Source organism: Pseudomonas sp. CC120222-01a (assembly GCF_003097235.1).
Classification (GTDB): Bacteria; Pseudomonadota; Gammaproteobacteria; order Pseudomonadales; family Pseudomonadaceae; genus Aquipseudomonas.
This window is the reverse complement of record NZ_QEQQ01000022.1, coordinates 78,739-90,214: the sequence shown is the minus strand read 5'-3', so window position 1 is coordinate 90,214 and position 11,476 is coordinate 78,739. Positions and strand designations below refer to the sequence as shown.

At 63.0% G+C, this 11,476-nt stretch carries 12 protein-coding genes and 1 tRNA gene; 7 read left to right on the top strand and 6 right to left on the bottom strand.

Annotated elements, in window-relative coordinates; translation table 11 throughout:
• Window positions 1-342 precede the first annotated feature (342 nt).
• Together N430_RS23415 and ppk2 are read right to left on the bottom strand one after the other, a co-directional pair.
• Window positions 343-786: a hypothetical protein gene (locus N430_RS23415; protein WP_110639159.1), complete on the bottom strand. Its 444-nt coding sequence runs from the start codon at window positions 784-786 to the stop codon at window positions 343-345.
• 62 nt (window positions 787-848) lie between these two features.
• Complete coding sequence (ppk2, locus tag N430_RS23410; protein WP_110639160.1) at window positions 849-1,838, bottom strand: polyphosphate kinase 2; 990 nt, start codon at window positions 1,836-1,838, stop codon at window positions 849-851.
• Between the two features lie 195 nt (window positions 1,839-2,033).
• On the opposite strand from ppk2, the gene N430_RS23405 reads away from it, so the two are divergent.
• Entirely contained in the window at window positions 2,034-2,252 is a 219-nt protein-coding gene (locus N430_RS23405; protein WP_256592176.1) for a DNA-binding protein, read from the top strand.
• Between the two features lie 89 nt (window positions 2,253-2,341).
• On the opposite strand, the gene N430_RS23400 is transcribed toward N430_RS23405, so the two are convergent.
• The 4 genes from N430_RS23400 to N430_RS23385 all read right to left on the bottom strand — a co-directional run bounded on the left by N430_RS23400 (window position 2,342) and on the right by N430_RS23385 (window position 6,078).
• Window positions 2,342-2,417, bottom strand: a tRNA-Phe gene (locus N430_RS23400).
• 90 nt (window positions 2,418-2,507) lie between these two features.
• The gene (locus N430_RS23395; RefSeq protein ID WP_110639161.1) at window positions 2,508-2,780 is read right to left on the bottom strand and encodes an oxidative damage protection protein; all 273 of its coding nucleotides are present in this window, start codon (window positions 2,778-2,780) and stop codon (window positions 2,508-2,510) included.
• The gene (gene mutY, locus N430_RS23390) at window positions 2,777-3,844 is read right to left on the bottom strand and encodes an A/G-specific adenine glycosylase (protein ID WP_110639162.1); all 1,068 of its coding nucleotides are present in this window, start codon (window positions 3,842-3,844) and stop codon (window positions 2,777-2,779) included. Before mutY ends, N430_RS23395 begins: the two co-directional genes overlap by 4 nt.
• Window positions 3,841-6,078, bottom strand: a complete 2,238-nt coding sequence (locus N430_RS23385; protein ID WP_110639163.1) for an AsmA family protein — start codon at window positions 6,076-6,078, stop codon at window positions 3,841-3,843. Before N430_RS23385 ends, mutY begins: the two co-directional genes overlap by 4 nt.
• A gap of 367 nt (window positions 6,079-6,445) precedes the next feature.
• Here N430_RS23385 and N430_RS23380 point away from each other — a divergent pair, with 367 nt between their 5' ends.
• From N430_RS23380 to hisF, 6 genes are all read left to right on the top strand, one after another.
• Window positions 6,446-8,107: an OFA family MFS transporter gene (locus N430_RS23380; RefSeq protein WP_110639164.1), complete on the top strand. Its 1,662-nt coding sequence runs from the start codon at window positions 6,446-6,448 to the stop codon at window positions 8,105-8,107.
• A gap of 271 nt (window positions 8,108-8,378) precedes the next feature.
• Window positions 8,379-8,972: an imidazoleglycerol-phosphate dehydratase HisB gene (hisB, locus tag N430_RS23375; RefSeq protein ID WP_023532883.1), complete on the top strand. Its 594-nt coding sequence runs from the start codon at window positions 8,379-8,381 to the stop codon at window positions 8,970-8,972.
• Window positions 8,973-9,611 carry an imidazole glycerol phosphate synthase subunit HisH gene (gene hisH, locus N430_RS23370; RefSeq protein WP_060512243.1) on the top strand — a complete coding sequence of 213 codons (639 nt, stop codon included), beginning with the start codon at window positions 8,973-8,975 and terminating at the stop codon, window positions 9,609-9,611.
• On the top strand, window positions 9,612-9,872 hold the full coding sequence (locus tag N430_RS23365) for a DUF2164 domain-containing protein (RefSeq protein ID WP_060512242.1): 261 nt from the start codon (window positions 9,612-9,614) through the stop codon (window positions 9,870-9,872). It abuts the gene before it with no gap.
• Between the two features lie 27 nt (window positions 9,873-9,899).
• On the top strand, window positions 9,900-10,637 hold the full coding sequence (gene hisA / locus N430_RS23360) for a 1-(5-phosphoribosyl)-5-[(5-phosphoribosylamino)methylideneamino]imidazole-4-carboxamide isomerase (RefSeq protein WP_110639165.1): 738 nt from the start codon (window positions 9,900-9,902) through the stop codon (window positions 10,635-10,637).
• Window positions 10,638-10,647: 10 nt separating this feature from the next.
• Window positions 10,648-11,418, top strand: coding sequence for an imidazole glycerol phosphate synthase subunit HisF (gene hisF, locus N430_RS23355; RefSeq protein WP_011536177.1), 771 nt, complete (start codon window positions 10,648-10,650; stop codon window positions 11,416-11,418).
• Window positions 11,419-11,476: the final 58 nt, after the last annotated feature.

The following is an 11,476-nucleotide window of genomic DNA, read 5'->3' as shown; positions in this document are numbered from 1 at the left end:
CCTGATGATCTCATCGCAATCATCGTGATGAATCACCAGTTCAGCTTTTGCGACATCCGCACCCACGATCAGCTTTCCAACCTGCATTGCCATGGGAGCCACCTCACGTTATGGTTTTTCGGCTTGAAGGGGTTTCACCAAGAGGCGCTGGCTTGCTTCTATCGTCGCTTGCAAACGATGCATTCTTTATCGGCGCTTTGGTGGAAGGGGTGGGGCGATGTCTCCCACGGTCTGTACTGCTGCGAACAGTCAGAATCGGGCATTTAGTCCCACCACCCCTTCAAGTCTAACCATACAAGCGGGCGTGCCCGCGAAGAGGCGGGAACAGGTTACATGGCCCGATCAGCCAAACTGCTTCTGCTGTTGCTGCTGCTTGGCCACCAGCTCGGAAGCGGCGATATAGGCTTCCTGGAACTCATCGCTCTCCAGCCAGGCCATGGTGGTGTCTTCGTCGGCGCCGTCGAGCCAGGTGCGGTAGGCATTGAACACCAGCACGATGTAGTCGGTGGCGTGCTCTTCCTTGTGGCCCTTGAGTACCAAGGCCAGCAGCGGGTCGACCAGGAACACCGAGATCATCGCCACCAGGCCTGTTTCCTGGGCGGCCTTCATTTTGTCGAACAGCTCTTTGTAGCTGTCGGTCTCCATGGCCTTGTTGAACACCTGCTCGATGCTCGCGCTGTCACCGGCGCTGGCCTTGACCGCCTGGCCACTGCGCACCATGCGGTTCTGCTTGGCTTTGCTGGCGGCGCGCTTGGCGCGTTTCTGTTGCTTGGTTGGGGTGGCCATGGGGTGTGGATCCTTGGGGTGTTCGGAAATTGCGCGTATTGAAGCGCAGCCGCCCAGGCGATTCAACTGGCGGGCGGTGTCGGTTCGTCTTCCTCAAACCCGCGTGATGCCCGGCCGACCAGCAGTTCGTCTGGCGCATGCGCCACGCGGTGGTCCTTGCCTGGGTAGTCCAGCGAGTGCAGGAAATGCCGGATGCAGTTGATCCGCGCGCGCTTCTTGTCATCCGACTTGATCACCGTCCACGGCGCATCGGCGGTATCGGTATGGAAGAACATCGCCTCCTTGGCTGCGGTGTAGTCTTCCCACTTGTCCAGCGACTTGATGTCGATGGGCGACAGCTTCCAGTGCTTGAGCGGGTCGTCCCGGCGCGAGATGAAGCGGCGCAGCTGTTCTTCACGGTTTACCGAGAACCAGTACTTGAACAGCAGGATGCCGCTGTTGCACAGCATCCGCTCCAGGTCCGGGGCCTGGCGCATGAACTCCAGGTACTGCAGCGGCGAGCAGAACTCCATGACCTTCTCGACGCCGGCGCGGTTGTACCAGGAGCGGTCGAAGAAGACCATTTCGCCCGCCGTGGGCAGGTGCTGGATGTAGCGCTGGAAGTACCACTGCCCCAGCTCCTGCTCGGAAGGCTTCTCCAGTGCAACGATCCGTGCGCCGCGTGGGTTGAGGTGCTCCATGAAACGCTTGATGGTGCCACCCTTGCCCGCCGCGTCACGCCCCTCGAACAGGATCACCACGCGCTGGCCGGTTTCCTTGACCCAGCTTTGTACCTTCAGCAATTCGATCTGCAGTGCGTGCTTGGCCTTTTCGTAATCCTGGCGGCGCAGGCGGGTGCGGTACGGGTAGCTGGCCGGCAGGCGTGCCGAGGTGCTGTCCTCGTTGCTGCCCTTCGGAGCGCTGGCCACTTCGAGCGCGGCTGGGGCCTGGCTGACCTGAGTGATGGCGGGCTCGGGTTTACGTTGGCGGGGGCGGCGCGTGCGAGGTGCGGCAGGGGTGGGGGAAGAGGATTCGTCGGGGGCGGGGAGCAGGAGGGTGGCTTCTTCGCTCATGGAGGTCCTTGCGAGGTTGGGTCGAATGTCCACCTGAGATTGTGAGATTGGGCGTCGAGGGAAATGTTGATACGGGTCAATGGCCGTTCAGGATGGTTCCGCGGTGTCTGATCCAACAGTTTGAAACAGGTCCGGTTTGATGTTGTTGGTACACAGAGGCACATTTTGCTCTTTGCGAGCACGAGGTCACCGCGTATGACTGATATCAAACTGACCAGGTGGGATGCTGCTGCCCACCTGAAAACTGAAGGAGACGTGGCCGCGTATCTTGAGGCCTGCCTTGAAGAAAACGATCCTGCGTTATTGGCCGCTGCACAAAGCGACATCACGCGTGCTCTTGAGATGGAGCAAATGGAGTGTGATTGGGGGGGGCGGCTAGCGAGTGCGGCAAAGGCAGATAGTTGCCACTCCTGAGGCATAAATCACAGACAACAAAAAACCCGCACTAGGCGGGTTTCTTGTTGTCGCTTCGGGTAACTTTGCAACCACCAGAAGCTTGAAGGTGGTGCCCAGAGACGGAGTCGAACCGCCGACACGAGGATTTTCAATCCTCTGCTCTACCGACTGAGCTATCTGGGCGACGAGGTGAATTAAATAGATTTTCTGACGGCCCGTCAACGACTTTTTGAAAAAATTTTAAATTAATTCCGTCGCTTACGTTTCATGGGGTCATTCGGCGGGTGGAACGTAGCCTTCCGCCTGGGCGTATTCCTCGCCAGCGAAGAACTTGTCCATCTCGCCCTGGAGGTACTTGCGGTCCTCGCCGTTCATCATGTTCAGGCGCTTTTCGTTGATCAGCATGGTCTGGTGTTTCTTCCAGTCTTCCCAGGCTTTCTCCGAGATGTGGTCGAAGATGTCCTGGCCCTTGGCGCCGGGGTAGGGCGGGCGGGCCAGGCCTGGGAGTTCTTCTTTGTACTTGCGGCACATCACGGTGCGGGTCATCGGGCTTCTCCTGCAATCAGTTCGTCGGCCGCGCGTTTGAGCAGCTTCTTGACCGGGGCGGCGAGGCCCAGGCGCGGCGGGGTGGCGAGGTTATACCAGAGCCAGTCGGCCTCGGCCACGTGCTGGCCGACCGGGTCGACACGTACCAGCCAGGGCTCGATCGCCAGCTGGAAGTGGCTGAAGGTGTGGGTCAGGCCGTCCAGCGCGCGGCTTTCGGCCAGGCGCAGGCCGTGCTGGTAGGCGAGGTCGTCGAGCTGGGCGATATCGTCCAGCTCCGGCAGGCTCCACAAGCCGCCCCACAGGCCACTGGATGGGCGCCGGTAAAGCAGGATGGCGCCTTCGTGGTTGGCCAGCAGCGGCATCAGCGTGCGCCGTTGCGGCAGTGCCTTGCGTGGCTTGGGCTCGGGGTAGCGGGTTTCTTCGCCGTGCAGGTGCGCTTCGCAGCCGCGCTGCAACGGGCAGATCAGGCAGCTGGGCTTGCTGCGCGTGCAAAGCGTTGCGCCCATGTCCATCATCGCCTGGGTGTAGTGGTTGGCGCGCTGCTGCGGGGTGAAGCGCTCGGCCGTGGCCCACAGCTGGTTGGCCACCTTGGGCTCGCCGGGGTAGCCGACCTGGGCGGTGTAGCGGGCCAGCACGCGCTTGACGTTGCCATCGAGAATCGGCGCGCGGATGCCCATGCTGATGCTGGCGATGGCGCCAGCCGTGGAACGGCCAATGCCGGGCAGCTCGGTAAGCTGCTCGACGCTGCGCGGGAACTCACCGCCATGCTGCTCGACGACGATCTTCGCCGCCTTCTGCAGGTTGCGGGCGCGGGTGTAGTAGCCAAGGCCGGTCCACAGGTGCAGCACTTCGTCCTCCGGCGCCTCGGCCAGGGCCTGGACGGTCGGCAGGGCCTGCATGAAGCGGTCGAAGTAGTTGAGCACGGTGCTGACCTGGGTCTGCTGCAGCATGATTTCCGACACCCACACGCGGTATGGGTTGATGCCCTGTTGCCAGGGCAGGTCGTGGCGACCGTGCTGGTCGTACCAATCCAGCACGGCGCTGGAGAACTGCGTGGGGGTCATCGCTTGAACAGCCCCTTGAGCGCGTCTTTCAGTTCTGGGCTCACTTTGTCTCCGAGTTTTTCATTGATCTTGTCTTTAAGGCGGTCGCCGGCCAGCTTGGCCGCGACCTTGCCCATGCCGTCCTGGTCCAGGCGGCAGGCCTTGGCGCCGAGCTCCAGCGGGCCACGGCAGCGCAGCGGTACTTCCACGCCGACGAAGCGCTCACCGACCTGGCAGGCCGGGTCGGGCATGGCGCGCTGGTCACCTTCGACGATCACGCCGATGTTGTAGTCCATGCCCAGCACGCGCAGGTCGAGGTCGCCATGGCCATTGACGGTCAGGCCCGGGATACGCGCCTTCAGGTCCGGGTTGCTGGCCACGCCATTGCGAATCACCAGGCTGCCGCGCAGTTCTTCGAACGGGGTGTCCTTGCCGCGTGGCTCGCCACTCAACGTCTTGCGGTTGAGGGTGGCGATGGCCTGGCAGAGTTGCTGTTCGAGGTTGGCGTTGACCAGCACGCCGTCATTGATGGTGAAGTTTGCGCTGCCATTGAGGGTGTCGACCAGTGCCTTCTGGCTGTTACCAGTGGCGGTCAGATCACTGGTCAGGGTCAGCAGGCCTTTGACCGGCGGCGTCTGCTCCTTGCCTTCGGCCTTGATGAAGTGCTCGACCGGTACACGGTTGATCTTGGTGTTGATCCCGAGCTGCGGTACGGCAGGGCGTACGTCGACGTTGCCCTTGGCTTCGAAGGTGCCGTTGTAGAGGCCGCCACGCAGGGCCTGCAAGGTCAGCAGGCCGCCCTGGCTGGTGGCCTGCAACTGAGCATCGCTGATCGGCAGTTTGTCCAGGGTCAGCGAGCCGAAGGCCAGGTCGGCCTGCAGGTCGAGTGCGCGCAGGCGGTCGACCGGCAGCAGCTTGTCGTCGCTCCAGGCTACCTGGGTCGGGGCGTTGGGCAGCGGCGAGCTACCGGCAGCGGCGACTGCGGTGGATTCCTGTTGCTGGACCTCGGCCTGGCGTGCGGCAGTGGCGCCCTTGGCCTCTTCGCTCTTGGCCGGCATGTAGCGATCGGCGTCGAACTTGTCGCCTTTGAGCTGCAGGCGCAGGGCCTGCCTGGCGAAGTCCTCGATGGCTACGCGGCCAGTGAAGGTGGTGTCGTCCAGTTTCACGGCCAGGTCGGCGAGGGTCAGGCTGGTCGGCGTGCCTTGCAGGCGGGTCACCAGCTCCAGCTTGCCGAACGCGGCCGCGTCTTGGGTGGCCGGCAGCGGGTGGCCGATGCCGTCGAGGAAGGTGCGCAGGTTGAACTGGGCGATGGACAGGCCGCCGCTCAGTTGCGGCGCCTTGTCGAGGTCGCGCAGGTTCAGCTCACCGAGGGCGCGCAGCTGGTTGGCCGAGACTTTCAGGCCGCTCCACGAGGCCACGTTGGCACCCATGTCGACCAGCAGTTGGCCTTGGGCGCCGAAGGTGACGGTCTTGCCGCCGGTAGGTTCGCCCGAGGTTTCGCCGGTCAGGCGAAGGTCTTCGAAGTTGTAGCGCTTGAGCTGGCGATCGAAACGCAGCTCGCCGGCAAGTTCGGTGCGGGCCTTGATGGCCGGCTGGCTGGCGCTGAGGAAGGCACTGGCCTTGAGGGCGATGTTGGTGCCTTCGTGGACCGGGCCAGTACTCAGCTGGATGCTTTCGGCGCTGTAACTCTGGCCGCTCTTGGCATCGGTGTAGTAAACCCGGGCGTTGTTCACGGTGAGGCTGTCGATGTCGAGCTTCACCGCGCGCTCACTGCTGCTTTCAGCAGGTTTGGCGGGTTGCTCGGCAGTTGCCTGGGCGGGCGCATTGGCCGTGCTGTCGGTTGCAGCCGGCAGCGGCTTGCCGATGTCTTCCCAGTTGCCGTGGCCGCTTTCGTCACGCGCCAGGGTCAGGTTGAGGCCTTCGACGCGCACATCGCTCATCTGCACTTCGCGGCGCAGCAATGGCAGCACACGCACGGAGAGGCCGAGCATCTGCAGGTCGGCGAACGGTTCCTTGGGTTTGGTCTGGGTGGCGATGCTGGCGTCGTGCAGTTCCAGGCCCAGCCAGGGGAACAGGCTCCAGCCGATGTCGCCGTTGAGGGTCAGCTCGACGTGGGCCTTGTCGCGCGCCAACTGGCGGATCTCGTCTTTGTAGTCGTTGGGATCGAAGAGGTGGGTCAGGGCGAAGCCCAGCGCCACGATGATCAGCAGCAACCCGAGAAGCCCCAGTCCCAGGATTTTGCCGAACGCTTTCATGGGCGAGTCCTTGTAGTCCGTAGTGTGAATTCCGAACGGCTGAGTATAGCGCCGCAGGGGTGGGCCCTGCGTATTCGACGTGCGATGCAGGGTATTTCCGATGATTGCGGGATTCGACAGTTGTGGCTTTGTCAGTTCCTTCGCTGCTGGATTCTGCTGAAATACCGATTCAGCCACGGGAAAAATAACGATATCAGATTGCTTTCATGTCATCTGCGAACTGGTACCCTTGTGCCGCTTTGCGGAGCGGCCGCGACCCATTGTCGCGGGCCGTTACCCAGGGAAAAGGCCCGTTCGCCTTGCGTGCGAGAACAAGAGCCCGGGTCGCCATCCGCCAGCACTGTCTACCTACAAAAGGATCGAATCCATGAGCAGTACCACCACGGCTGTGGGGCTGGCCAGCGCGCCAAGCTTCCTGTCGAAGGAGCGCATCATCGCCCGTCCGGGCTTCAACCGCTGGCTGGTCCCGCCAGCAGCCCTGGCTATCCACCTGTGCATCGGCATGGCCTACGGCTTCTCGGTGTTCTGGCTGCCACTGTCGCAAGCCATCGGCATCACCGCGCCTGTTGCCTGTTCGGCGGACATGGGCTTCATCGCCCGTATGTTCAGCGCCGAATGCGACTGGCCGATCTCGATGCTGAGCTGGATCTACACCCTGTTCTTCGTCTTCCTTGGCTGCTCGGCAGCGGTGCTCGGCGGCTGGCTGGAACACGCCGGCCCGCGCAAGGCCGGCCTGGTTTCGGCCCTGTGCTGGTGCGGCGGCATGCTGATCTCGGCGATCGGCGTGAAGACTCACCAGCTGTGGCTGATGTGGCTCGGCTCCGGTGTGATTGGCGGTATCGGCCTGGGCCTGGGCTACATCTCGCCGGTCTCGACCCTGATCAAGTGGTTCCCGGACAAACGCGGCATGGCCACCGGCATGGCGATCATGGGCTTCGGTGGTGGTGCCATGGTTGGCGCACCGCTGGCCACCGCGCTGATGGGGCACTTCGGCAATGAACATGAGGTAGGCGTGTGGCAGAGCTTCGTCGCCATGGCCGCGATCTACTTCGTCTTCATGACCGCTGGCGCCCTGGCTTACCGCGTGCCGCCAACCGGCTGGAAGCCTGAAGGCTGGACCGCACCGGCGAAGAAAGTCGGCAACGGCATGGTCACCGACCGCCACGTGCACGTCAGCGTCGCCTGGAAAACCCCGCAGTTCGCTCTGGTATGGCTGGTGCTGTGCCTGAACGTTTCGGCCGGTATCGGCATCCTCGGCATGGCTTCGCCGCTGCTGCAGGAAGTGTTCGCCGGCAAGCTGCTGGGCAACGAGCTGAGCTTCAGCGAGCTGAATGCCGCGCAATTGGCGCAGATCGCGGCCATTGCTGCCGGCTTCACCGGCCTGCTGAGCCTGTTCAACATTGGTGGCCGCTTCTTCTGGGCGTCGTTCTCCGACTACATCGGCCGCAAGAACACCTACTTTGCCTTCTTCGCCCTGGGCGTCGGCCTTTATAGCCTGGTGCCGAACATGGGCCACCTGGGCAACGTGGCGCTGTTCGTGGCGGCGTTCTGCATCATTCTGTCGATGTACGGCGGTGGTTTCGCTACCGTGCCGGCCTACCTGGCTGACCTGTTCGGCACGCAGATGGTCGGTGCCATCCACGGTCGCCTGCTGACTGCCTGGGCTGCAGCCGGCGTGCTGGGCCCGGTGCTGATCACCTACCTGCGCGAGTACCAGCTGGCGGCGGGTGTGGAGCGTGCAGCGGCCTACGACATGACCCTGTACATTCTCGCCGGCCTGCTGGTGCTGGGCTTCTTCTGCAACCTGCTGATCCGCCCGGTCGCCGACAAGCACTTCATGAGCGATGCCGAGTTGGCTGCCGAACGTGCGCTGAGCCACGACAAAGGTGCTGACGGTGCGCGTTCGCTGGAGTGGCATGCCGCACCGGGTAGCTTGCCGCTGGTGCTGCTGGCCTGGGCTGTGGTGGTCGTGCCGTTGGCCTGGGGTGTGTGGATTACCCTGCAGAAGACGGCAGTCCTGTTCCATTGAGGTAGCTGCATGGGGGGCGCTTTGCGCCCCTTTCGCGACGCAAGGCCGCTCCCACATGGACCGCATGAGCTTCAAGGTTGCACGGTCCCTGTGGGAGCGGCCTTGTGTCGCGATGGGCTGCAAAGCAGCCCCAATTACTCGGTTGTATAGACCTGTAGGGCCGTCCGGCCCCGCAATTCCTTGCCATGCCATATGTCATCCGCGTTTCAAGCTGGCGCGTTCTGGGCCTATAATGAAGCCCTTTTCGCCCAATGATTTTGCGGAGCTGGTGATGGTCGAACGTAAGGCTTCCGTCGAGCGCAATACCCTGGAAACCCAGGTCAAGTGCTCGATCAACCTCGATGGCAGTGGCAAGGCCCGATTCGATATCGGTGTGCCTTTCCTTGAACACATGCTGGACCAGATCGCCCGTCATGGGCTGATCGATCTGGATATTGAGTGCAAGGGTGACCTGCATATCGACGATCACCATACCGTCGAAGACGTCGGTATCACCCTGGGCATGGCATTCGCCCAGGCCATCGGCGACAAGAAAGGTATCTTCCGCTACGGCCATGCCTACGTGCCGCTGGACGAAGCGCTGTCGCGCGTGGTCATCGACTTCTCCGGCCGCCCAGGCCTGCAGATGCATGTGCCCTACACCCGCGCCAGCGTTGGCGGCTTCGATGTCGACCTGTTCCAGGAGTTCTTCCAGGGCTTCGTCAACCACGCCCTGGTGACCCTGCACATCGACAACCTGCGTGGCCACAACACCCACCACCAGATCGAAACCGTGTTCAAGGCTTTCGGCCGCGCCCTGCGCATGGCCGTGACCCTCGACGAGCGCATGGCCGGGCAGATGCCGTCGACCAAAGGGTGCCTGTAAATGCAGACGGTAGCCGTAATCGACTATGGCATGGGCAACCTGCACTCGGTGGCCAAGGCGCTCGAGCACGTCGGCGCCGGCAAGGTGCTGGTCACCAGCGACGCCGCGGTGATCCGCGAGGCTGACCGCGTGGTGTTCCCGGGCGTAGGCGCGATCCGTGACTGCATGGCCGAGATCCGCCGCCTGGGCTTCGACAGCCTGGTCCGCGAAGTCAGCCAGGACCGCCCGTTCCTCGGCATCTGCGTCGGCATGCAAGCGCTGCTCGACCATAGCGAAGAGAACGACGGTGTCGACTGCATCGGCCTGTTCCCTGGCCAGGTGCGCTTCTTCGGCAAAGACCTGAAAGAAGACGGCGAGCACCTGAAGGTGCCGCACATGGGCTGGAACGAAGTCAGCCAGACCATCGACCACCCGCTGTGGCACGACATTTCCGACCGTGCGCGTTTCTACTTCGTGCACAGCTACTACATCAATGCCGGCAAGCCGGGCCAGGTAGTCGGCCGCGGCCACTATGGCGTCGACTTCGCTGCTGCGCTGGCCGATGGCTCGCGCTTTGCCGTGCAGTTCCACCCGGAGAAGAGCCATACCCATGGCCTGCAGTTGCTGCAGAACTTCGTCGCCTGGGACGGGCGCTGGTAAATGAGCCGTTCGAAGACCAAGGCCCCGGTCATCACCCTGGCCCCCGAAGAGGAACGCGAGGCGCTCGACACGCTCAAGCGTTTCCTGGAAGACCGCTTCGAGCTGCAGCTCGGGTCGTTCGAGGTGGCCGAGGTCCTCGAGCTGTTCAGCAAAGAAATTGCACCCCATTACTACAACAGGGCGATTGCCGATGTTCAGCTGCACCTCAAGGAGCGGTTCGAGAGCATCGAAAGCGATCTGTGGGCACTCGAAAAGCCCTGAACCCCCAAGAACAGACAGGTTCCCAAGATGCTGATTATCCCCGCTATCGATCTGAAGGACGGTGCCTGCGTGCGCCTGCGCCAGGGCCGCATGGAAGACTCCACGGTATTCTCCGACGACCCGGTGAGCATGGCTGCCAAGTGGGTCGAGGGTGGCTGCCGCCGCCTGCACCTGGTTGACCTCAACGGCGCCTTCGAAGGCCAGCCGGTCAACGGTGAAGTGGTTACCGCCATCGCCAAGCACTACCCGAACCTGCCGATCCAGATCGGCGGCGGCATCCGCTCGCTGGAAACCATCGAGCACTACGTCAAGGCTGGCGTCAGCTACGTGATCATCGGCACCAAGGCGGTCAAGCAGCCTGAATTCGTTGCCGAAGCGTGCAAGGCGTTCCCGGGCAAGGTCATTGTCGGCCTGGACGCCAAAGACGGCTTCGTCGCCACCGACGGCTGGGCGGAAGTGAGCTCGGTGCAGGTCATCGACCTGGCCAAGCGTTTCGAGGCCGATGGCGTCTCGGCGATCGTCTACACCGACATCGCCAAGGACGGCATGATGCAGGGCTGCAACGTGCCCTTCACCAAAGCCCTGGCCGAAGCTACGCGCATCCCGGTCATCGCCTCGGGCGGCATCCACAACCTGGGTGACATCAAGGCCCTGCTGGACGCCAAGGCCCCGGGCATCATCGGCGCCATCACCGGCCGTGCCATCTACGAAGGCACCCTCGATGTCGCCGAGGCCCAGGCCTTCTGCGACAACTACCAAGGCTGAGGACTGAACCATGGCACTGGCCAAGCGCATCATCCCTTGCCTGGACGTGGACAACGGCCGGGTGGTCAAGGGCGTCAAGTTCGAGAACATCCGTGATGCCGGCGACCCGGTGGAAATCGCCCGTCGCTACAACGAGCAGGGTGCCGACGAAATCACCTTCCTCGACATCACGGCCAGCGTCGATGGCCGCGACACCACCCTGCATACCGTCGAGCGCATGGCCAGCCAGGTGTTCATCCCGCTGACCGTGGGCGGTGGCGTGCGCACCGTGCAGGACATCCGCAACCTGCTCAACGCCGGTGCCGACAAGGTTTCGATCAACACTGCCGCGGTGTTCAACCCGGAGTTCGTCGGTGAGGCGGCGGACCGTTTCGGTTCGCAGTGCATCGTCGTCGCCATCGACGCCAAGAAAGTGTCCGGGCCAGGTGAAGCGCCGCGCTGGGAGATCTTCACCCACGGCGGGCGCAAGCCGACCGGGCTGGATGCCGTTGAATGGGCGAAGAAGATGGAAGGCCTGGGTGCCGGCGAGATCCTGCTGACCAGCATGGACCAGGACGGCATGAAGAACGGTTTCGACCTGGGTGTAACCCGTGCCATCAGCGATGCGCTGGGGATTCCGGTGATCGCGTCCGGTGGTGTGGGTAACCTGCAGCACCTGGCCGACGGGATTCTGGAAGGGCATGCCAGCGCGGTGCTGGCGGCCAGTATCTTCCACTTTGGCGAGTACACGGTGCCAGAGGCCAAGGCCTACATGGCTTCGCGCGGGATCGTCGTTCGCTGACAGTATGCTGGGAGGGCTTTGCCCTCCTTTCGCGACACAAGGCCGCTCCTACAGGATT